At 70.4% G+C, this 21,895-nt stretch carries 16 protein-coding genes; 5 read left to right on the top strand and 11 right to left on the bottom strand.

What is annotated here, in order from left to right; genetic code table 11:
• Window positions 1-69 precede the first annotated feature (69 nt).
• Window positions 70-2,652, top strand: coding sequence for a bifunctional FO biosynthesis protein CofGH (locus ACGF8B_RS23595; RefSeq protein WP_392742036.1), 2,583 nt, complete (start codon window positions 70-72; stop codon window positions 2,650-2,652).
• Window positions 2,653-2,823: 171 nt separating this feature from the next.
• Here ACGF8B_RS23595 and ACGF8B_RS23590 read toward each other — a convergent pair whose 3' ends face one another.
• The gene (locus ACGF8B_RS23590; RefSeq protein ID WP_392741762.1) at window positions 2,824-3,222 is read right to left on the bottom strand and encodes a hypothetical protein; all 399 of its coding nucleotides are present in this window, start codon (window positions 3,220-3,222) and stop codon (window positions 2,824-2,826) included.
• Complete coding sequence (locus tag ACGF8B_RS23585) at window positions 3,219-3,503, bottom strand: hypothetical protein (protein WP_392741759.1); 285 nt, start codon at window positions 3,501-3,503, stop codon at window positions 3,219-3,221. Before ACGF8B_RS23585 ends, ACGF8B_RS23590 begins: the two co-directional genes overlap by 4 nt.
• A gap of 201 nt (window positions 3,504-3,704) precedes the next feature.
• On the opposite strand from ACGF8B_RS23585, the gene ACGF8B_RS23580 reads away from it, so the two are divergent.
• Window positions 3,705-4,820, top strand: a complete 1,116-nt coding sequence (locus ACGF8B_RS23580; RefSeq protein ID WP_392741757.1) for an ADP-ribosylglycohydrolase family protein — start codon at window positions 3,705-3,707, stop codon at window positions 4,818-4,820.
• A gap of 178 nt (window positions 4,821-4,998) precedes the next feature.
• Here ACGF8B_RS23580 and ACGF8B_RS23575 read toward each other — a convergent pair whose 3' ends face one another.
• Entirely contained in the window at window positions 4,999-6,603 is a 1,605-nt protein-coding gene (locus ACGF8B_RS23575; RefSeq protein ID WP_392741755.1) for a sodium:solute symporter family protein, read from the bottom strand.
• A gap of 537 nt (window positions 6,604-7,140) precedes the next feature.
• On the bottom strand, window positions 7,141-7,923 hold the full coding sequence (locus ACGF8B_RS23570; RefSeq protein ID WP_392741753.1) for an SDR family oxidoreductase: 783 nt from the start codon (window positions 7,921-7,923) through the stop codon (window positions 7,141-7,143).
• An 80-nt stretch (window positions 7,924-8,003) separates the two neighbouring features.
• Here ACGF8B_RS23570 and ACGF8B_RS23565 point away from each other — a divergent pair, with 80 nt between their 5' ends.
• A complete protein-coding gene (locus tag ACGF8B_RS23565; protein ID WP_392741751.1) occupies window positions 8,004-8,843 on the top strand; it encodes a hypothetical protein in 840 nt (279 codons plus the stop codon).
• A gap of 140 nt (window positions 8,844-8,983) precedes the next feature.
• Here the strand turns inward: ACGF8B_RS23565 and ACGF8B_RS23560 are convergent, their stop codons facing one another.
• From ACGF8B_RS23560 to ACGF8B_RS23550, 3 genes are all read right to left on the bottom strand, one after another.
• A complete protein-coding gene (locus tag ACGF8B_RS23560; RefSeq protein ID WP_259928426.1) occupies window positions 8,984-9,190 on the bottom strand; it encodes a DUF397 domain-containing protein in 207 nt (68 codons plus the stop codon).
• Window positions 9,191-9,429: 239 nt separating this feature from the next.
• Window positions 9,430-10,299: a helix-turn-helix transcriptional regulator gene (locus tag ACGF8B_RS23555; protein WP_342285409.1), complete on the bottom strand. Its 870-nt coding sequence runs from the start codon at window positions 10,297-10,299 to the stop codon at window positions 9,430-9,432.
• Between the two features lie 231 nt (window positions 10,300-10,530).
• Complete coding sequence (locus ACGF8B_RS23550) at window positions 10,531-11,253, bottom strand: GPP34 family phosphoprotein (RefSeq protein WP_350982622.1); 723 nt, start codon at window positions 11,251-11,253, stop codon at window positions 10,531-10,533.
• Between the two features lie 196 nt (window positions 11,254-11,449).
• Between ACGF8B_RS23550 and ACGF8B_RS23545 the strand changes: the two genes are divergently transcribed.
• Both ACGF8B_RS23545 and ACGF8B_RS23540 read left to right on the top strand, forming a co-directional pair.
• Window positions 11,450-14,008 (top strand): D-alanyl-D-alanine carboxypeptidase, encoded by a 2,559-nt coding sequence (locus tag ACGF8B_RS23545; protein WP_392741746.1) that lies wholly within the window; start codon window positions 11,450-11,452, stop codon window positions 14,006-14,008.
• Between the two features lie 208 nt (window positions 14,009-14,216).
• Window positions 14,217-16,097 (top strand): MFS transporter, encoded by a 1,881-nt coding sequence (locus ACGF8B_RS23540; RefSeq protein WP_392741743.1) that lies wholly within the window; start codon window positions 14,217-14,219, stop codon window positions 16,095-16,097.
• 65 nt (window positions 16,098-16,162) lie between these two features.
• Here ACGF8B_RS23540 and ACGF8B_RS23535 read toward each other — a convergent pair whose 3' ends face one another.
• Genes ACGF8B_RS23535 through ACGF8B_RS23520 form a run of 4 tightly spaced genes read right to left on the bottom strand, consistent with a single transcriptional unit; the run spans window position 16,163 to window position 21,894 of the window.
• Window positions 16,163-17,239 (bottom strand): C40 family peptidase, encoded by a 1,077-nt coding sequence (locus ACGF8B_RS23535; protein WP_392741740.1) that lies wholly within the window; start codon window positions 17,237-17,239, stop codon window positions 16,163-16,165.
• Window positions 17,240-17,266: 27 nt separating this feature from the next.
• A complete protein-coding gene (locus ACGF8B_RS23530) occupies window positions 17,267-17,749 on the bottom strand; it encodes a poly-gamma-glutamate biosynthesis protein PgsC/CapC (RefSeq protein ID WP_093540014.1) in 483 nt (160 codons plus the stop codon).
• Window positions 17,746-19,581, bottom strand: a complete 1,836-nt coding sequence (gene pgsB / locus ACGF8B_RS23525; RefSeq protein ID WP_392741736.1) for a poly-gamma-glutamate synthase PgsB — start codon at window positions 19,579-19,581, stop codon at window positions 17,746-17,748. Before pgsB ends, ACGF8B_RS23530 begins: the two co-directional genes overlap by 4 nt.
• 6 nt (window positions 19,582-19,587) lie before the next feature.
• Window positions 19,588-21,894: a HAMP domain-containing protein gene (locus ACGF8B_RS23520; RefSeq protein WP_392741733.1), complete on the bottom strand. Its 2,307-nt coding sequence runs from the start codon at window positions 21,892-21,894 to the stop codon at window positions 19,588-19,590.
• Window position 21,895: the final 1 nt, after the last annotated feature.

Here is a 21,895-nt window from a genome sequence, read left to right as displayed (position 1 = left end):
CGAGCCGCCGAAGCCTCCGCGCCAGATGCCCTGGTCCGGGGCGCGGGCGCCGCTCGTATGCTCGGGTTCATGACCGATCCTCAGCGCGGACGTCCGACGACCAATTCCATGCGGCGTGCCCTCAAGCGGGCCCGTGACGGTGTCGCTCTCGATGTGGCCGAGGCAGCCGTACTGCTCCAGGCGCGGGGCGAGGACCTGACCGACCTCGCCGCCTCGGCCGCCCGGGTGCGGGACGCCGGGCTCGACGCCGCGGGGCGGCCCGGTGTGATCACGTACTCGCGCAAGGTCTTCATCCCGCTGACCCGGCTCTGCCGCGACAAGTGCCACTACTGCACCTTCGTCACCGTCCCCGGCAAGCTCCGGCGGGCCGGGCACGGGATGTTCCTGTCGCCGGACGAGGTGCTGGACATCGCCCGCGAGGGCGCCGCCATGGGGTGCAAGGAGGCGCTGTTCACGCTCGGCGACCGGCCGGAGGACCGGTGGCCCGAGGCGCGGGAGTGGCTGGAGGCCGAGGGGTACGACGACACCCTCGCGTACGTACGCGCCATGGCGATCCGGGTCCTTGAGGAGACCGGGCTGCTGCCCCACCTGAACCCGGGCGTCATGACCTGGACCGACCTTCAGCGGCTCAAGCCCGTCGCCCCGTCCATGGGGATGATGCTGGAGACGACGGCCACCCGCCTGTGGTCCGAGCCCGGCGGCCCGCACCACGGTTCCCCGGACAAGGAACCGGCCGTGCGGCTGCGGGTGCTGGAGGACGCGGGGCGGTCCAACGTCCCGTTCACCACCGGAATCCTGATCGGCATCGGGGAGTCGTACGAGGAGCGCGCCGACTCGCTCTTCGAGCTGCGCAAGACCGCCCGCGCCTACCACGGCATCCAGGAAGTCATCGTCCAGAACTTCCGCGCCAAGCCGGACACCGCGATGCGCGCCATGCCGGACGCCGAGCTGGAGGAGCTGGCCGCCGCCATCGCGGTGGCCCGGCACATCCTCGGCCCGTCCGCCCGCATCCAGGCACCGCCGAACCTCGTCGACGCCGAGTACGCGATGATCATCGGCGCCGGGATCGACGACTGGGGCGGCATCTCGCCGCTCACGCCCGACCACGTGAACCCCGAGCGGCCCTGGCCGCACATCGACGAACTCTCGACGAGGACCGCCGAGTCCGGCTTCACGCTGCGGGAACGGCTCACCATCTACCCGGAGTTCATCCGGCGCGGCGAGCCGTGGCTCGACCCCCGGCTCCTCCCGCACGTCCGCGCCCTCGCCGATCCGGAGACGGGGCTCGCGAAGGAGGGCACGATCCCCACCGGGCTGCCCTGGCAGGAGCCCGACGAGGGATTCGGCGCCACCGGCCGCACCGATCTGCACCGCACCATCGACACCGACGGCCGCACCGGCGACCGCCGCGAGGACTTCGACGAGGTGTACGGGGACTGGGAGGCGCTGCGCGAGGCCGCCGCGCCCGGCATGGTGCCCTCCCGGATCGACGGCGATGTGCGCGAGGCGCTGAGCCAGGCCGCCGACGACCCGACCAAGCTCACCGACGAGCAGGCACTCGCCCTGCTCCACGCGGACGGGCCGGCGCTCGACGAGCTGTGCCGGATCGCGGACACGCTGCGCCGCGACGTGGTCGGCGACGACGTCACCTACATCGTCACCAGGAACATCAACTTCACCAATGTCTGCTACACCGGCTGCCGGTTCTGCGCCTTCGCCCAGCGGCGCACCGACGCCGACGCGTACACCCTCTCCCTGGACCAGGTCGCGGACCGTGCCGCGCAGGCGTGGGACGTCGGCGCGGTCGAGGTCTGCATGCAGGGCGGCATCCACCCGGACCTGCCCGGCACCGCCTACTTCGACATCGCGAAGGCGGTACGCGAACGCGTGCCCGGCATGCATGTGCACGCCTTCTCGCCGATGGAGGTCGTCAACGGCGCCACCCGCACCGGGATGTCCATCCGGGACTGGCTGATCGCGGCGAAGGAGGCCGGGCTCGGCTCGATCCCCGGCACGGCGGCCGAGATCCTGGACGACGAGGTCCGCTGGGTCCTCACCAAGGGCAAGCTGCCCACGGCGACCTGGCTGGAGGTCATCCGCACCGCCCACGAGGTGGGCCTGCGCTCGTCCTCGACGATGATGTACGGGCACGTCGACCAGCCGCGCCACTGGCTCGGCCATCTGCGGACGCTGGCCCGGCTCCAGCAGGAGACCGGCGGCTTCACGGAGTTCGTGACCCTGCCGTTCATCCACACCAACGCACCGGTCTACCTCGCGGGCATCGCCCGCCCCGGCCCGACCGACCGCGACAACCGGGCCGTCACGGCCATGGCCCGGCTGCTGCTCCACCCGCACATCACCAACATCCAGACCAGCTGGGTCAAGCTCGGCACGGAGGGCGCGGCCGAGATGCTCCGCTCGGGCGCCAACGACCTGGGCGGCACGCTGATGGAGGAGACCATCTCCCGGATGGCCGGGTCGAGTTACGGCTCGTACCGTTCCATCCAGGACCTCATCGCCATCGCGGAGCTCGCCGGGCGACCGGCGAAGCCGCGTACGACGCTGTACGGGGAGGTCCCCGCGGAGCGGGTGGCGGCGGCGGTGGCGTCCGACGGGCACCTTCCGGAGCTGCTGCCGGTGCTGCCGGACTGAGCGTGGGCCGTACGTCGGCCCGTATGCCGGCCCGGTCCCTGTTCGTCCGGGCCGTGTGCGGTGTGTCCGGGGTCTTGCATGTCGAGGCTCCGGCGCCCGCTCGATGAACCGCACCGCCCGGCCCGCTCCGGCGGTCAAAGCACCTGCGGAGGTTCGTGACCTCCGGGGGGCTCAGTGGAAGCCGAGCATGCCGGGCGAGTCGATGTCCACGGTCAGGATGCCGGGTGGATAGCCGGCCTCCCGCCCGGTAAGGATGATCGACATGCCCCCGCTCTCCTGGTGCGGCGTCGCCACGTACAGCGCGTGACACACGTCCGGCCCTCCCCAGCCGTCACGCACCATGCCGCCGACGGTGGCCGCTGCCGTCTGGTCGAGCGGGTCGACGAATACCCCCGGGAGAGCCAGCACATCTCGTGCCAGTCCCTCCGATGCCGCTTCGCCCTCCAGGAGGCACAGGGCAGGGATGTGCAGCCAGTCCCCGGGTGTGTGGGCGACGTTGCCGGCGAGAAGATGCAGGGCGCGATGCCCTTGCGCGAGTGCCGTGACCGCACTCGTGTCGAGGATGATCACGCGGCCTTGTCCCGCCCGGCACGCATCTTCTCGGCAGCCATCGCGTACACATTGGCCAGTACGTCCGGGCCCTGCTCGAATTCCTCGTCGGTCAGAGTGCACCCCATGCGTTCTCGCAGAACTCGTCGGGTGGTGGCGACGCGCTCGGCGATCTGGGCGGCGGTGGGCTGCTGTGCGGCCAGTTGATCGACGAGCCGGCCCAGGCTCACGCCGCGCTCCTTGGCGAGCTGGGCGAGGTGATCGCGGGTCTCTTTGGGAACCTGGATGGTCGTAGTAGCCATAGTCTCACTATAGAGTACTTATGGTCCAGGGATGGTGGATATCCCCGACCGGTCCCCGACCAGTCAAAAACGACCTGCGGGACGTCCGCCCACATACCCACGCGTACCTGTTTCCGCTCTCTCTACCGACCGTTCCCGTTCGATTACAGTGCTGCGCAGTCGCAGACGGGCCGGCCTGCCGGCCGACGGGGGAGGGGCACGGTGAGCACAGGGACCACGGCTGTGTGGGGCCGTGTCGAGCAGCAGGACTTCCGCAGCCGGGTGCGTGGCGCGCTGCTGGGCGGGGCCATCGGTGACGCGCTGGGGGCGGGGGTCGACGGGCTCACGCTCGAAGAGATCCGCGAGGCCCACGGCGCCGACGCGGTCACCGAACTCGTACCCGCGTACGGCGGACGCGGCACCGTCACCGCCCTCACCCAGCTCACCCTGTTCACCGTCGACGGGCTGATCCGCGCCCAGGTCCGCCGTGACACCGGGGCCTGGCACCCGCCCACCGATGTGCACCGGGCCCATCTGCGGTGGGCGGCCACCCAGCACGACTGGGGGCCCGACGAACGCCGCGCGGACAACGGCTGGCTGGCACAGCAGGAGTGGCTCTACGCCCGTCGCGGCCCGGCCCGGGAATGCCTGACGGGGTTCGGCGACACCACCATGGGCACCCTCGACCAGCCCAAGAACCCCCAGGCACGGGACTCGGCCGCACTCACCCGGTCCGTGCCGTTCGGGCTGCTCGTCGGCTGGGAACCACAGCTCGTCCTCCAGCTCGCCGTCGAGTGCGCCGCCCAGACCCACGGCCACCCCACCGCCCTGCTCTCCGCGGGCGCCCTCGCCGTCATGGTGCACGGCCTGGCCCGGGGCGAGACCCTGGACGGCTCCGTCCAGCACGCGCTGGCCCTGCTCGCGGAGCGCCCGGGGCACGAACCGGTCACCGAGGCGCTGAAGCAGGCCCTCGGCACGGTGCGCCAGGGCATCCCGGGGCCCGCCCTGATCGAGTCGCTGGGGGCCACGGACGCGGCGGAGGAGGTCCTCGCCGTCGCCGTGTACTGCGCGCTGGTCGGTGAGGACATACGCCACGGGCTGCGGCTGGCCGTCAACCACGGCGGGCCCTCCCGGGCCACCGGGGCCCTGTGCGGGGCGCTGCTCGGCGCGCTGCACGGCGAGACGGCGCTGCCGCCCGCCTGGTTGGCCGAACTGGAGGGCCGGCCGACGGTGCTGGAGCTCGCGGACGACTTCGCCATGGAGATGACGCAGGGGCCGGCCCTGCACAGCCCGTCCGCCGCCGCACCGGGCTGGCTGGCCCGCTACCCGCGCGCCTGAGGCGAGGGGAGCGTGCGGGGCGGCAGGGAGCGTACGAGCGGGCAGGGAGCGAACGGGCGGACGGGGAGCGAGCGGGTGCGCACGGGCAGCGGGGGAGCGTACGGCGGGCGGGCATGGTCCACTCCCGCCCGCCGTACGGCGTCGCCTGCCGGTCGTGTGCCGGTCGTGTGCCGGCCGGTCAGTCCTTCGCGCCCTCGGTGAGGCCGGTGTCCGCGGGGCCGGGCTGCGTCGGCACACCCGCGCCGGCCGCCGCGCCACCGACATGACCGTCCCCGCCGCCCCCGTGACCGTCGCCGTCCGAGTTGATCTGCTCGATGACCGCGTCGCGCTCGGGGGTGTCCTCCGGCCTGATGAAGCCGATCACGATGTAGAGGACCAGCGAGATCGCCAGCGGCAGGGCGACCTGGTACTGGAGCGCGACATCCGTCTTCACCGAACCGTCGAAGTTGTAGTTGGTGAAGTAGAACGCCAGCAGCCCCGCCGCCCAGCTGGTGAGCGCAGCCGTCGGGCCGGACCTGCGGAAGCCGCGCAGCAGGCCGAGCATGAACGGGATCGCGATCGGGCCCATCAGACCGGCCACCCACTTGATGACGACCGAGATGATGTCCTTGAACGTCGGTGAGTTGATCTGGGTGGCGAGCGCCATCGACAGGGCGAGGAAGCCGAGCGTCGAGAGCCGCGCCGCCAGCAGACCGGCCCGGCTTCCCCACTCACGTGCCGACTTGGACAGGACCGGGGCGATGTCCCGGGTGAAGACCGCCGAGATGGCGTTGGCGTCCGAGGAGCACATGGCCATCGTGTGCGAGAAGAACCCGACGACGACCAGCCCCAACAGCCCGTGCGGCAGCAGCTGTTCGGTCATCAGGGCGTAGCTGTCCGAGGCGTCCGGCTTCTGCGCGTGCACCAGCAGCGGGGCACACCACATCGGGAAGAACAGCACCGTCGGCCAGACCAGCCACAGCACGGCGGAGAGCCGGGCCGAACGCTTCGCGGCCGCGGCGGACTCCGTGGCCATGTAGCGCTGCGCCTGGTTCCACATGCCGCCGTTGTACTCGAAGGTCTTGATGAAGAGATACGCCAGCAGGAAGGTCACGGTGTACGGACCGGCCGTCGGGTCCGTGTGCCCCTCGGGCAGCTTGTCCCAGACGGTCCACAGGGTGCTGAAGCCGTCGAGCTCGCTCATGGCGGTCACGAGCATCGCGACGCCGGCGAGGAGCTGGATGATGAACTGGCCCAGCTCCGTGAGCGCGTCCGCCCAGAGACCGCCGACCGTGCAGTAGACGGCGGTGATACAGCCGGTGATGAAGATGCCCTGGGTGATCGAGATGCCGGTGAAGACGGAGAGCAGGGTGGCGATGGCCGCCCACTTGGCGCCGACGTCCACGATCTTCAGCAGCAGCCCGGACCAGGCGAGCGCCTGCTGCGTCTGGATGTTGTAGCGGTTCTTCAGGTATTCGAGCGGGGAGGCGACATGCAGCCGCGAGCGCAGCCGGTTGAGCCGGGGAGCGAAGAGCTGGGCGCCGATGCCGATGCCGATGGCGATCGGCAGCGACCAGGTGACGAAGGACGTCACACCGTACTGGTAGGCGATACCGGCGTAACCGGTGAACATCACCGCGCTGTAGCCGGACATGTGGTGCGAGATTCCGGAGAGCCACCACGGCATCTTGCCGCCCGCGGTGAAGAAGTCACTGACGTTGTCCACACGCTTGTGGGACCAGAGCCCGATCGCGACCATCACACCGAAGTAGCCGATGAGCACGACCCAGTCGAGACTGTTCATGTGCCCCCTCCTGGGGTCCGCCTTGTGAACGGGGAACGCACTTCGCCAGTACGGCCGTTCAGCGGGGCCCCGTGCGGGAGCGGGGACATCGGGGATTGAACCGCCTGCCCGGTACCCCGGTCAAGGTATTCGCGGTCAGGGATGTGAACGCAGATCAGCGGTTCGAACGATTTTGCTCGCTCTTGACTTGCGCGGTCGTTGTCGCCGACGTGACGGCGGACACACGATGAGCGGGCACTTCGTCAGGTTGTGCAGAGAGTGCTGTGCAGGGAGCGCTCCCTGTGCGGGGAGCGCTGCGCCGGGCTCGCTGCGCGGAGAATGCATCGTGGAGAACGAGGAACGCCGCACGGGATGCGGGTCCCGTGCGGCGGAGAAGGGGAGGCTCATCGCGCCAGCCGCCAGCCGCCAGCCGCCAGCCGCCAGCCGCCAGCCGCCAGCCGCCAGTCGCCAGCCGCGTCAGTCGTGTCGGTCGCGCGCCGTGGCGGTTGCCTGTCGCGTCAGTCGCGCACCGTGGCGGTCGCCTGTCACATCTGTCGTCTACCGCATCAGCTCGCCCGCGTTGACCAGGAGCGACTGTCCGGTGATCGCCCGCGCCCGGTCCGAGGCCAGGAAGGTGACGGCGTCGGCGACATCGCCGTCGGTGGCCGGCTCCGGGAGCGCCATGCGTTCGGTGAGCCTGCCCAGCACCTCGTCCTCCGGCACACCCTCGCTGTGTGCTGTGAACCGTACGAACGCCTGCACCGGCGGTCCCCACATCCAGCCCGGCAGCACGGTGTTCACCCTGATCCGGTGCGGGCCCAGCTCCTGCGCCATGGAGTACATGGCCGAGGTGAGCGCCCCCTTCGAGGCCGCGTACGCCGCCTGCCGGACCTGGGTCGGCGCGGCCACCGAGGACTGCGTACCGATGATCACGACCGAGCCGCCGCGCTCCTTGAGGGCGGGCAGGCAGGCGCGGGTCATCCGCAGCGTGCCGAGCAGATTGACGTCGATCACCGACTGCCAGGTGGCGAAGTCGGCGTCCTCGATCCCACCGAAGTAGCTGTCCCAGGCGGCGACATGGGCCACCGCGTCGATCCGCCCGAACCGCTCCAGCGCCAGCGCGGCGAGCGCCTCGCACTGCGCCTCGTCGGTGATGTCGGTGGCCAGCCGGGCGGTGTGCCGGCCGTCCGGGTCGATCTCGGCCGCCGACTTGGCGAGATTCGCGGCGGTACGCGCCCCGAGCACCGCGTTGCCTCCGTCCCGCACGACCGCCGCCGCGACCCGGTGCCCGAGCCCGGCGCCCACCCCGGACACGATGACGGTCTTCCCCGCTAACAACATCGGTGGCCTCCCGGCTCTGGCAGAACGTCTGACGGGGCGTCAGAGTAGGACGCCGCTGCGGAGTACGGAAGGGGAACGGCATGAGCGACGAGACGCGGAGCGACACCTACGCCGAACTGGCCGCGCTGGGGCCGTACGGCGTCCATCCCGGCCACGCGCTGATCACCATGGTGGAACCGCACCCGGGCCATGAGTACGGGTACAACCGCTGGTACGAGGACGACCACTACTACGCGGGCGCGATGGCGATGCCCTGGATGTTCTCCGGGCGCCGCTGGGTGGCCACCCGGGAGCTCCAGGAACTGCGCTACCCGGAGGCATCGGCGGTCGCGCAGCCCGTCACGGCTGGCTGCTACCTGTCGACGTACTGGGTGACGGACGGGCGCTACGACGACCACATGAAGTGGACCGTCGGCATCAACAAGCGGCTCAACCGGGACGGCCGGGTCCACCAGGCCCGGACCCATGTGTTCACCGCGTTCCAGGACCACGAGGCGACGGTCTACCGGGACGGTGCGGCGGGGCCCCGGGACTTCCACGCCCTGGACCACCCCTACCGGGGGCTGGTCCTCGAAGTGATCGACGCGGAAGGGGCCGGGGCGCGGCGGGAGTTGCTGGAGTGGCTGCGGTCGCGGCAGCTGCCGAAGCTGCTGGCCGGCTCGCCCGCCGCGATGGTGACCGTCTTCCGCCCCACGCCGCTGCCGGGCGACCGGATGAGCTATGTGAAGCAGGTCGAGGGTGTCGACACCCGGCTGACCCTGCTGTGGTTCCTCCAGGAGGACCCGAGGGAGTGCTGGAACGAGCACTTCACCGGGCTCGACGCGGCGGTCGCGGAATCCGGCCTGGGGCGGGTGGAGCTGGTGGCACCGTTCATCCCGACGGTGCCGGGTACCGACCTGTACGTGGATCGGCTGCGCTGAGCGGCTTCACCGGGCGGTACCGGTCGCCCGGTCTCCCGTCGGGTCGAGCATCGAGCCCCCTCGGCCAGGACGGCGGACCAGTCGAGAGGGCTGACGGCGGCACCGGATCCGGCGCCGCGATGCGCATGGGAAATCGTCGGTCAGGCGTCGACCGCATCCTTGCCGACATCACGCACGAATGCGTTCCAGGCGGCGGGGACGAACGTGATCGAGGGGCCCTCGGGGGCCTTCGAGTCACGCACCGCAATTGCCTGGGTGAGAGGGGACTTGACTTCGACGCAGGCGCCGTTGCCCCCGGAATACGAGGACTTCGTCCACTTGTCCGTAGCACCCTGACGAATGGCCATGTTCACTCCGGTTCAAAGAGTCGCGTGAATGACACCAACAGCGTTCCGGTTGGTGTGATCGACGCTACTCGCCAAGCTCCTTGCGCGAAGGGGGCGTTCACTCGACCGAGTGGTATATACCAGGTAGATCTTCCACCCGGGAGGGGCGGCGGTGTACCTTACCGCCGCCCCTCCCGTAACATCACTTCATTTTCCGCATTCCGGACCTTACGGGCCGTGCGGTGAACGGTGTTCGGCGTTCAGTCGATGCCGGGCCGGGTGTAGTCCTTCATGATCTCGGTGATGAAGTGCCGGGTCTGCTCCACATTCAGCGCCTGCGCCCGAAGATGCTCGTACATGACGCTGTAGCGCTGAACGTCATTGGCTTTCTCCAGATAGAGATCGCTGGTGACGCCCTCGATGTAGACGACGCTGGAATCGGCGGCGTCCGGGAATTCCAGAATGGCGTACTGCCCGTTGATACCGGGGTGTGCGCCCATGTCGAACGGCAGCACCTGCACGGTGACGTGCGGCAGCTGGGAGAGCTCGATGAGTTGCTCCAGCTGCTCGATCATCACCTGCTTGCTGCCGACCGTCCGGCGCAGCGCGGACTCGTCGATGACCGCCCACAGCCGCAGCGGATGCTCGGGGTCGGTGATCCGGTCCTGGCGGCGGGCCCGGACGCTGACGCGCTTGTCGATGTCGTTCGGCGGGGCCTCCGGCAGCGCTCCGTTGATCAGCGCCTCGGCGTAGCTCCGCGTCTGCAACAGCCCCGGGACCACCTGGGGTTCGTACACCCGCAGCGATTCGGCGTCGGTCTCCAGACCGATGTAGACGCTGTACGGGATGTCGCCGAACGCGTGCCACCAGCCCTGCTGGCGCGAATCCTTGGCCATCTGCATGAGCGAGTCGACGATCCGGACGTCCTCGACCTCGTACACCCCGCAGAGGTCACGGACATCGCGCTGGCTGATGGAGCGGCGGCCGTTCTCCAGGCGGCTGATCTTCGACTGCGAGACCAGCAGTCGCTCCGCCACCTCCTCGGCCGTCATGCCCTTCAGCTCGCGCAGTCGGCGCAATTCCTGGCCCAGCCGGCGTCGTCTGACGGTGGGATTGACGTTGGTCGGCACGGAAACGGCACCTCCGGCTATGTAGCTGTGCGTATCTACTGCTCAGCAGATTGCCACCCCTGGCCCCGGCCGCGCTGGGAAATGGCCACAAGCATGCGCGCGCGGGGCAGCCATGATCGTGGCTGCCCCGCGCTTGGTGCGGCTCCCGAACCGGGTCTTGGGGACGACGGTGCGGCGGTATTCGGTTGGTGCTGCCGTGCGGTGCTCAAGGTGTTGACGCGCCCGGGGTCCCTAGCCCGCCGCGGTGTGCGCCATGCTGCCGCGACGTGACTGCGACTGCACTTGCGGTTGCAACGGAACTCCGGCCGTCTGGTTGCGGCGGGGCTGTGCGACCGCCCCGTTCTGGACGTCCATCACGGCATGCGCCACGAGTCCGCCCATGGGGTCGTGTCTGATCAGGTCCCGGAGCCTGGAGCGTGATGAACGCCCCTCGTTCCCGGGATACAGGTGCTTGCCGAGTCCGACCGCGTGGGCCAGCGCGGCGAGCGCCGCGGTCCGCGGGTCCGGCGGTACGCCGGTGCGGATCGCACTGTCCAGCCTGGCTCTGATGTCCCGGCTGATTGCCGTGTCCGTCGCCTGGTAGCGAGTCGTCGGCAGCACTCCGCACATCTGGCCCGCCACGGCATGCACCATGCCGCATCGCTCCAGATGAGCGAGGTAGATCTGACGCAGCCCCAGCCGGGGCCCGCCAATCCAGTGGACCGCCCGAACCGGGCTGCCGCGTCGCCGCAGCAGTTCCAGTGCGGAGTCCAGAGTCGGATCTCCTGTCGGCCGTGGCATCACCACGGCGATACGATCCCCGTCAGGGGCTATCCGTCCTGCCAGAGCCAGCTCTACTAGCTGAGCCCCGGCGAGGCCGAGGTCGAGCGACTGCGGCTGCGCTGTGGTACCCGTGGTCGGGTCCAGAGCGAGCAGCAGAAGCTCCTCCGGAATTGTTCTGCGGCTCCTGCCCATCCATGCCTCCCCGCGTGGATGAATGACAGGGTGACCCCTCTCACATTGGTCTGTCGAGAGTGCCTGGGTGCTTTGTACGGGAACCAGTAGGTATGTCGTTCCCGTCTAGCAGCCGGGCCGGTGGTTCACACGGGACACTGGTAGATGGTTCGGACAGCGCGGGGGGTGTCCCCCGTGCCGCATGGAGGAGGCATCGGTGGCGGGCGAGTCCCCCGACAAGTCGGAGCAGCAGAAGTCGTCGGGTACGGCTCTGAGCGAAAGCGATCCGCGGCTTGCCGTCTTCCGTGAACCGTCCGCCGATGACGCGGCCGCCGGGAACGGAAGCGGAAAGACGGACACGGCCACGGCGGTCTTCCGTACGGACGCGGTGACGGACGCGGCAGCCGGGACCGGCAGGAGCGCCGACGCCGAGGCCGATTCGGACTCGGCCACGGCCGTATTCCGCGCGATGCCGTCCGAGGACGGCAAGGGCGGGAACGGCAAGGGCGGGAACGGCAAGGGCGAGAACGGAGACGGCGCGGACAACGCGGAAGCCGATGCGGATTCGGCGGCTTCGGCGGCCGAGGACGCCGAGGACTCCGAGAGCGCTGACGGCGCTGTGGGCGCCGAGGAGACCGAAGAGGCCGCAGGGGCCAAGAAGCCCGCTGTCGCTCCGGAGGAGGCGCCTGAGGCCTCTGAGGACGCGGATGCGGCTGAGGCGGCGGATGCGCCGGAGACCGCGAAGGCGGCCGAGGCCGCTGACGAGCCCGAGGGCGACGCGGCGGAGACCCCTGAAGGTGCCGAGGAGGGCGATGCGCGGCTGCGTGCGGCCGTCGTCGCCTGGGTGTCGAAGGACGGGGACGAGGCCGACGAGGCCACGGAGGGCGACGACGTCGACACGAAGGCCGCCACGTCGGAGGGCGGTGACGGTGACGGTGACGACGCGAAGGACCCGGAGGCGGACGGCGTAGCCCCGGAACCGGCGACTTCGTCGGCCGACGCGGATACGGATACGGATACGGACACCGGCGCTGATGCCGAGTCCAAGGCTGATGACGACGCGGACGAGCCGTCCGGCGACAAGTCCGGCGACGACAAGGCTGCCTCCGGCAAGGAGAAGAAGCCCGGCGCCGGGGAGGAGAAGCCCGGCGGCGAGGGCGACAAGGACGCCGACGCCGCCGAGGACAAGGGCGGGATCGATCAGCCGACCGCCATCTTCAGGGCGCCCGCCGCACCCAAGGTCGACCAGCCGACGACCGCGCTGAAGATTCTCCCGTCCGAGTCGAAGCCCGAGCCGAAGGCCGAGTCCGCCGCCGAGCGGACCAGTAAGTTCGTACCCCTGCGCGGGGACGACGCGCGGCCGGCGCCGACGCCCCCGCCCCGCACGCCGCAGACGCCCGCCGCGCAGACGCCCGCCGCGCAGACGCCCGCCGCGCCGGCTCCCGCCTCGCTGTCCACCGCCGAGCGGACCACGCAGCAGCCGATGCCGCCGAGGCCGCCGCTCGACCTGCTGGCCGAGCTGACGAACACGCCCCCGCCGCCGGAGACCCCGGTCCGCACCGCCGTCCGCAGGGTCAAGATCTGGACCCCGCTGGTGCTGCTCCTGCTGATCGTCTTTGCGATCGCGCAGGCGGTGCGCCCGCTGCCCACGCCCACTCTGGCGCTCTCCGTGAACCCCACGTACACCTTCGGCGGTGGGAAGCTGGAGATGCCGTGGCCCGGTGAGGGACAGGGCGCGGTCGAGGTCGAGGGCGTCGGTTCGCTGGGCACGTACGGCAACCAGAAGGCCGCGCCGATCGCGAGTGTCGCGAAGATCATGACCGCGTACGTGATCCTCAAGGACCACCCGATCACGGGCAAGCAGAACGGTGGCCTGATCGAGGTCGACAAGAAGGCGGGCGAAGAGGCCAACCGCCCGGACGAGTCGACCGCGCCGATCCAGGAAGGGCAGAAGTACACGCAGCGCCAGATGCTGCAGCTGCTGATGATCCCCTCCGGGAACAATGTGGCACGGCTGCTCGCCCGCTGGGACGCCAAGACCGAGGAGGCCTTCGTCGAGCGGATGAACGCGGCGGCCAAGGACCTCGGCATGACGAACTCGACGTACACGGACCCCAGCGGTCTGGAGTCCACCACCAGGTCCACGCCCGCCGACCAGCTCAAGCTGGCGAAGGCGGTCATGCAGAACGACGTCTTCCGCGAGATCGTGAACATGCCCCAGGCCGACATCCCGGGCATCGGCAAGACCATCTACAACAACAACGTGATCCTGCTTGAGCCCGGGGTGAGCGGCATCAAGACCGGCTCCTCGACCCCGGCCGGCGGCAACCTGGTCTGGGCGGCCGACACGGTCATCGACGGCAAGAGCCGCCGGATCGTCGGTGCGGTGATGGGGGCCCAGCTGGACGGCACCCTGGACGCCAAGCTGCAGCGGGCCATACAGAACAGCCTGAAGCTGATCAAGGCCGCTCAGAAGGGCGTCGTCTCCGCCCCCGTCGTCAAGAAGGGCGATGTCGTCGGGTACGTCGACAACGGAGTCGGCGGCCGGACCCCGGTGGTCTCCACCAAGGACCTCAAGGCGATCGGCTGGGGCGGACTCACCGTGAGTCTCAAGCTCGGAGCGGGCGACAAGCCGATCCCGCACTCAGCGAAGGCCGGCACCACGGTCGGCGAAGTGACGGTCGGCACGGGTACCGGGAAGGTCTCGGCGCCGGTCACGCTCCAGTCGGAGATGACCGAACCGACCTTCGGCGACAAGCTGACCCGGATCGGCTGACCGGCCACCGGGAACGGCACCGTGGCCGGAACGGTCCGATGACGGAAGGGGGCGCCGATCCCGGCGCCCCCTTTCGTACTGCTCGTACTGCGTACGTGTTAGCGTCCCGAGGCAACTCGATGACGCCGGGACGGCGTCCTCACAGGCGCACGGGGACGGGGTACGGGGCGCGCAGGCAGGCGGATCCGGGGAGACGGGGAGAGCCGTAGTGACCACCGCGGAGCCGGGACCCGGCCATGGGGCGGCCGAGAGCACAGACATGAGGGGCAGCGACATCGGCGGCGACGGCGGCGGAAGCACGCGGACGGCCGCGCCCGCCCGGGAGGACACGGGAACCGCGGACGCCTCCGCGCCGCGCACCGGCCCGTCGCGCCGGGCCCGTGCCGAGCGGCTGCTGCGGCATCCGGTGACGATCGCGACGGCCGCCGCCGCGGTCACCCACCTGCTCTGGGTCTTCTTCTTCGCGAACAGCGGCGGCGACCTCGCGGCGCAGGACGCCTGGGCCGAATTCGTCGGCCGGCATCCCGGTACGGCGTACAACCTCGCCTGGTACGGGGGCATGCACCCCGTCTCGTACAGCGTCGTCTCGCCGTATCTGATGTCGCTGCTCGGTGTGCGTACGACGATGATGGTCGCCGGGACCGTGTCGGCGGCGCTGACCGCGCTGATCCTGGTCCGGGTGCGGGCCGTCCGCAATCCGCTGGCCTGCTCGCTCGCCGGGGCGTTCGCGTATCTGTGCAACGCGCTGTCGGGGCGGGTGACGTTCGGGCTCGGGATGATGTTCGCGGTGGGTGCGACCGCCGCGGTGTTCTGCTGGCCGTATCGCTGGCGCTACAAGAGGTGGGCGAAGGCAGCCGTCGCCGCGCCGCTCGCCGCGCTCGCGACCGCGAGCAGCCCGGTGGCCGGGCTGTTCCTGGGCGTGGTCGCCGCCGCGCTGTTCCTGAACAAGCGGCGCCCCGGCGCCTACGCGCTGGGCCTGGCCCCGGTCGCGGTGGTGGCGCTGTCCGCGTGGCTGTTCCCGTTCTCCGGCACGCAGCCGATGTCGGTCGCCACGCTCTCGCTGCCGTTCATCTTCTCGGTGCTCGTCTTCGTCCTCGTACCGCGCGACTGGAAGACGGTCCGCACCGCCGCCGCCGTGTACGGCGTCGGGACGCTGCTGACCTACTTCATCGACTCGCAGATCGGCTCGAACATCACGCGGATGGCGATGCTCTTCGCCGGGGTGGTGTTCCTCGCCGCGCTGCCGTACACCGCGCCGCGCTCCCGGCGCTGGTACGCGCTGGTCATCGCGTTCACCGGGCTGAACTTCTGGATCGGTTTCAAGGGCGTCGACGACATCGTCCGCACCGCCCCCACCGCCTCCTGGGCACGCGAGCTCGCCCCGCTGGTCAACGAGCTCCAGCAGGTCGGCGCCGAGCGGGGCCGGGTCGAGGTCGTGCCCGCGAGCAGTCACCGGGAGGCGTCCGCGCTCGCGCCGTACGTCAACCTCGCCCGCGGCTGGAACCGGCAGGCGGACATGAAGCGCAACCCGCTCTTCTACGACGACACCCTGAACAGCGCCAACTACCGCCAGTGGCTCGACCGCTGGGCGGTGCACTACGTGGTGCTTCCCACGGGGACCCCGGACTCCAACGGCGCGGTGCAGGAGGCGCAGCTGGTCGACGGCGGGCTGCCGTACCTGAAGCCGGTGTGGTCCGACGCCAACTGGCGGCTCTTCGAGGTGGACGGCCCGGTGCCGCTGGCCGATCCGCCGGCCACGGTGGACCGGGCCGAGGCGGGCGAGCTGACCATCCACGTGAGGACGCCGGGCCGGATCCTGATCCGCATCCCGTACTCGCGCTGGCTCGCCGTCGTCGACAGCGAGGGCCGGGGGGTGGAGCGGCCGCAGGAGACCGAGGAGTCCAAGCAGCGCGAGGACGAGAACACACCGCGGACCTTCGTCAACACCAACGGCTGTCTGTTCAAGGTCGAGGAGGACGCGGACGGCGACGAGTGGACGGAGCTGCTCGCGCCCCGGCCGGGCGTGTACCGGCTGGCCGCCCCGTACCAGCTGTCACCCGGCACGCCGTGCCCGGAGGAACTGCGCTGACCCCCGCGCCGCCTGGCGCGGCGCGGGGGTCGCAAAGGCCGTGGGACTGAGGCCGACCGGTCCCGCTACAGGCGCTTCGCGCTGCGCAGCGTCGCCGCGTAGTAGCCGTTCCCGTCGAGCCGGGACGTGCCGCCCTTGTCGCCGATGGTCGGGCCGTTGGCCTCCTCGCGGCTGGATATGAAGATCTTGTGGCCCTCGGAGTCGTGCCCGACGTACATGCCGACGTGGTCCAGACGCTCCTTGGTCCGCTGGTCGAGCTTGAAGAAGACCAGGTCACCGGGTTGCAGGACGTCGATGTTCTTCGGGCGGTCGGCCGAAGTGATGCCCTTCAGCTCGATCACGTCGGTGCCGCGGTCGGAACGGGCCATGCCGTTGGCGGTGCGCGGCAGGCCGTCGCCGGACTTGTCGGTGGCCATCAGCGGGTAGCGGGCCCGGTAGCCGAACACCGTACGGATGAAGCCCGAGCAGTCCATCGAGCGGGCGCGCTCGGTGCGCGGCTGCATCGTCATGCCGTTGCGGAAGGTGTACGGGATGCCGAGGTAGTCGAAGAAGTCGGACTCCTCCAGCCGCAGGTCGTTGCCCTCGCTGCCGTTGGGGTTCAGCGGACCGAAGTTGGCGTCACCGGCGTACGGGACCCCCTCGTCGTCCTTCTTGACCGGGGCCTCGGCGATGTACTGGAAGGCGGTGGCGAAGAGGTCGTCCTCCTCGCTGCCGAAGAACTCCTTGAACCAGTCCTTGAACCACTTCTCGTTCTCGGAGCCCTTCTTCCACTGGTACGGCATCAGCCGCACCCAGTCCTCCGTGACGATCTTGGTCGTGGTGGTGGTGGGCTCGGTGAAGGTACGGCTGGGGCCGGTGAGGGTGGCGGTGCGGGCGCCGTCCGTGAAGGTGGCGAGGACCTCGCCGTCGGTGCCGCGCAGCAGGGTGCGGTTCGGGTTGCGCAGCCGTTCCCAGCGCTGCTCGCCGGACTTCAGGTTCGACGACTTCAGCGCCGGGTTGTCGGTGACGGCCTGCACGGCGGGGGCCTTGGCCTGTTCGTCCTTGCGCAGTTCCACGGTGAGGTAGGCACTGCCCGCGAGCAGAGCGGTCACCGTGACGGCGTGCAGCACCTGGCGGGGGCGGCGCTTGGTCTTGGCACTCATGAGTCAGTCAGCTCCGGAAGGTTCGGGTCAGACGGTCGGCAGCGCGCCGAGCAGGATTCCTGCGGTGAGAACGACATAGGCCATGAGCGTCACCGAGCCGGTCGCCAGCAGGGTCGCGCCCTTGGGCTGGCGGACGAGCTGGTACGCGATCAGGCCGGGGACGATGAAGCCCAGGGTCTGGTTGGTGTACATCAGCGGGAACTCGATCGACAGCACGATCATCAGCGTCGCCTGGAAGATGACACCGGTGAGGACGACGGTGGAGAACAGCCGCTTGCCGTAGAGGATCACGACCTTCTGGAGGCCGAGCACCGCGACGTACGTCAGCACGGTCACGCCGACCACCATGGCCGCGCGCTGGAGGTCCTCGACGAGGGTGAGCGCCAGCCAGCCCGGGGTGATCATCCCGCCGGGGGAGAGGTTGGTCGTCAGGTAGCAGACCAGCGAGAACATCAGCCCCAGGGCGATGCCTATGGCGGCAATCTCGGGGGTGAGGACGGAGGGGATCAACGGGGCTCTCCTGGGTATTCCTGCTGGGCCGGGTGTTCCTGTCGGGCCGGGTCTTCCTCAGCAGGGGCGGGCGGCAGAACGGGCTCGAACAGACCGCGTACGCGAGGCGCGGCGGGCGGCTGCGGCTGCGGCTGCTCGGCCGGGGTCTGCGGACTCCGATGCGGTGGCTCGTGCCGGTTCTGCGGGTGGCTCTGTGCGTGACTCGGTGCGTGGCTCTGCTGGTGCTGCGTCTGGTGCTGCGGCTGAGGGCGTGGGGGCTGCTGGTAGCGGGCCTCGTACGCCTCGGGGTACGGCTGGAACGGGTCGATGTGCGGGGTGTAGCGGGGGAGCGCCAGGGTCTCGTCGTGCCGCGGCTGCTGCCGGCTGTGCTGCGCCTGCTGTGGCTGCTGCGTGTGGGACGGCTGCTCGGCCTGGGGCTGAGGTGACTGCTGCCGTTGGGGCGGGACCGGCGGGAAGAGGGCGGCGGAAGGGGTGCCGACCGGGTTTCCGGCAGGCCCCCCGGCGGGGTTTCCGACGGGGTTCCCGTCCGGGCCGGTGGCGTCGGCCGCCTCCGGGAACGGCGCGGTGGCGGCAGGCGCGGTGGCGGCGGTGTCGGCCGGTGCGGGGGCGGACTGCTGCTGCGGGGCCTCGTCCAGGACCTCGTCCGGGGTCTCGTCGGCCGGCAGTTCGGCGAGGTGTTCGAGCAACAGCTCGCCCTGCCCGTGGATGTTGCCGATCGCGACCAGCGAGGACTCCGGCCCGAGGTGTCCGAGCAGCTCGTTCATGAACTCCTCGGGGTCGCGCTTGTCACCGCCGAGGTCGACCGCGGTGTGGCGCCACTCGGAGGGGATCGCGTCGATGGCGCTCTTCGCCGGGTGACCGATCACGAACACCTTCTCCGGCTGGAGCTCGGGGATGATCTGCCCCATCTGGCCGTTGCGCTCGACCCGGTCGGGGCGGCAGTTGATCACGACGTTCAGCGGCCGGTCGATCGCGCCCAGGTCGAGCAGCTGGTTGATGTTCATCAGCGTCGACTCGGGGTCGTTGGCCGCGAAGACGTTGGCGAAGCGCAGCCGCTTGTCGTCGTGGGTGCGGTACCGCTCGACCGAGAGGACACCCGGGTCCGGCGGGGCGTCGTACATGCCCTGGAGCGCCGTCTGCCGGTCCACACCGAGGAGTTCGGCGACGGTCAGCGCGATCGCCACGTTCTCCTTGAACGTGAACCAGCTGAAGCCGCGCAGCTCCTCGTCGCTGACCGTCTCCGGATCCGCGTAGATCAGCTTGCAGTCCCGGGCGTCCGCCTCCTCCTGGAGGATGTGGAAGCGGTCCTGCTCGGCGGTGACACAGATGCCGCCCTCCGGCATGGAACGGCACAGCGAGCGGGCCACGTCGTCGAGCGTGGGGCCCATCTCGGCCAGGTGGTCCTCACGCACGTTGCACAGCACGCCGATCGTCGACCGGATCAGCTTGGACTGGTTGATCTCCTGGAGCGCCGGCATGACCGCCATGCACTCGATGACCAGCGCGTCCGGGTTGTAGGAGGCCGCACGCCGCACGATGCCGATCTGCTCCACGACATTGGCGATGCCGAACTTGCGGTAGACCGGTTCCTCGGTGGCGTCCGGGTGGATGAAGCGGGCCGCGGTGCCGGTCGTCTTGGCGACGGTGACGAGGTCACCGCCGCGCAGGGCGCCCGCGCACAGGCGGGTGATGGAGCTCTTGCCGCGGATGCCGTTGATCAGCACCCGGGTCGGTATCCGCTCCAGATTGGTGAAGTGGCGCCGCTGTTCGACGATGCCGGAGATCAGGAGGATCGCACAGCACACGACGAGCACGCCGTAGAGGAAGAGCACGGCCGTTCAGTTCCTTCCGACCAGGGGAGCGCTGTCTCGTTTGCGCTGCTCCTGGAGCTGCTGCCGGACAATTTCCAGACTGCGGGTGACCGCGCCGACCTCGTCGTGGTGGTGCGGGAAGAGCACGGTGCGGCGGTCGCCGTCGGCCAGCGACTCGGCCTGTCCGGCCAGTTCGCGCAGCGGACGTACGACCACGATGTACAGCCAGCCGAGGCAGGCCACGGCAGCGGTGACGCCGAGCAGGCCGGCGAGAACGGTGCGGTTCTGCAGGTTGTACTCGGGGATGGCGAGGCCGGACGCGGGCTGCCAGCTGACCACCGTCCAGCGGAGCTGCTTCGCGGCGCCGCCACCGGCGAAGGGCGAGGCCGCGGCGACCTGGACGCCGTCACCGTCGCGGTAGACGACGGCTCCCGCGGGGGCGTTCATACCGACCCGCTGGTTGGTGCCGGAGACCAGTTCGTCCAGCCGCTCGGGCAGGGAGTCGAAGGCGAGGTAGCCGGTGTTGCCGCCGATGACCCGGTGCTCGCTGTCGACCACCCGGACCTGGCCGAGCCCGGGGCGCTTGAGCAGCGCGTTGATGAAGTCGATCCGGAACTCGCCGATCACCATGGCGCCGTTGCGGCCGGGGATCTCCGCGTACCCGGCGACGGAGGGCTCCTTGCCGGACTCGTTGAGGACGGTGATGGGCTGGGAGAGCGGCTTGCCCTTGGAACCGCCGGGCAGCGCGTGCGGCTTCTCGCCCGCACGGGCCTGGATGGTGCCGTCGGCGGAGCGTACGTAGATCGAGCGGTAGCGCTGGTGCTCGGTACGGGTGCGCTCCAGGACCTTCTCCATGTCGTCGGGCGAGGTGCGGTTGCCGATCAGCGAGGAGACGGAGACCAGGTCGGCGTGGCCCTCGTTGAGTGCGCGCCGGACCCGGTCGGAGATGGTGTGGGTGCGCTCGCGCTGGTCGCTGACGACCTGCTCCGGTACGGCGACGGTGGAGTCGGCGCGGTTGAAGAGCAGCAGCATCGGTGCGGACCAGGCCAGCAGCAGGACGCCGGAGATGACGATGAGCGCGCGGCTGCCGAGCCGGCTGCGGCGGCCGGGGCGGGACGGTCCGGAGCCGGTGTCCCCCGCGGTCCCGTCCGCCGGTTCGCCGAGGAGCTGGCGGCGCAGGCGTTCCAGGGCGCGTCCGATGCGCGCCGTCTCGCCGAACCGGGGAACGGAGACCGGGCGGGTCAGATCGCCCCGGGTCAGCCGGCGGCTCTCCAGGAACAGCTTCAGCAGCGGCCGTTGCACGGTGCCGAGCAGCAGCGCCACCGCGAGTGCGCCGATGAGCAGCAGGGCGGCGGCGGAGACCAGGCCGAAGAAGGGGCCGGCGACGCGGGTCGGGTCCTCGGCGACGTCGACCATGGCGACGACGGTGAGCCCGAGCGAGGTGGCGAGGGTGCCTTCGCCGGGCTGCGAGCCGGCGAGCGCGGCGTAGCCGGCGACGGCGCGGTCACCGCGGACGGAGTTGCCGCGCAGGCTGCCGCTGACCCCGGGGAAGCCGCCGGAGCCGGGCTCCTTGGCCTTGAGCGGGTGCTGCTTGGTCTTGGTGGCGGCCGTCTCGGCGAAGGAGTCCAGCTGCTTGGCGGAACGTTTCGCGTCCGCGCGCTGCTTCGCGGTCTTGACCTGTTCCGGCTCCGCGACACCGTCCCGGCTGAGGATGTGGCCCGTGGTGTCGACGACGGCGATCGAGCGGAACTGGCCCTTGCTGACACCGGGGAAGCGGAGGCTGTTGGAGGCGATCAGCAACTGCTGCGGCCGGTCCGGCCAGGACAGCAGGGCGAAGGCGAGCAGTCTGCTCTCGCCGTTCTGGAGCCGCACGATGCGCGGGCTGAGCCCGTCCTTCTCGGCGAGCTTGCCGGTGTCGACGGCGGTGACGGGGACGTTCTCGCCGCGTGCGGCGAGCATCCGGCCGGACTCGATCTCGACGACGGCGGTGCCGGTCCACTTCTGGTAGACGCTGCCGATCTTGTCGAGAACGGCGTCGGGCGAGACCGGGTCACCCGCACTGAAGAGCCCGGCGGTGCGGGTCAGGTCGGTGACGCTCTCGTCGATCGAGGCACGCATCGTGATGGCGCCGTCCTCGGCGAAGTGCTGCTGTGAGGTCAGCACCGCCTCGGGTACGGAATCCTGGCTCGCCCGCCCCAGCCCGAGGGCGGTGATACCGGCGAGGGAGAGCAGCAGCGCGGAGAGCACCGCGATGGGGGGCCGAATGCCACCCAGCAGCGACATATCGGCCCGTCGGCGGACCTTGTGCCGCCGCTTCGAGGACGAAGCGGCCATC

The organism is Streptomyces sp. NPDC047917 (genome assembly GCF_043204345.1).
Classification (GTDB): Bacteria; Actinomycetota; Actinomycetes; order Streptomycetales; family Streptomycetaceae; genus Streptomyces; species Streptomyces sanglieri.
This window is presented reverse-complemented; position numbering and strand designations above follow the sequence as displayed.